Genomic DNA, 248 nt, shown 5'->3' with positions numbered 1-248 from the left:
ACGGCTAGGGCTTATTATGCAATAAAACAAAAATAAATCAATTTAATATTTGTTATTAAGTCCCGGTTAATTGGTTTGGCATTTTTTGATCGAAGCGGTGCACCGGCGCGGTGCGCCGGCGCCCGCTGGTCAACCGGCCGCGCCGGCCATTGCGAACAGCCGGCGACTTGAGGGCGACCATGCAGGGGCATCGAGAAGTCGCTTTCGGCCACGCCGATCTTGCGGTTGCCGCGATAAGTGCCGCTGTC

Annotated in this window: 1 protein-coding gene; it reads right to left on the bottom strand. The window is 55.2% G+C overall.

Annotated elements, in window-relative coordinates; all coding sequences use genetic code 11:
* Positions 1 to 14 precede the first annotated feature (14 nt).
* The coding region (locus AC0L3J_RS38280) for a hypothetical protein (RefSeq protein ID WP_473350604.1) at positions 15 to 248 on the bottom strand (234 nt) is incomplete at its 5' end.

This window comes from Bradyrhizobium sp. Kon37, assembly GCF_055807535.1.
This window is presented reverse-complemented; position numbering and strand designations above follow the sequence as displayed.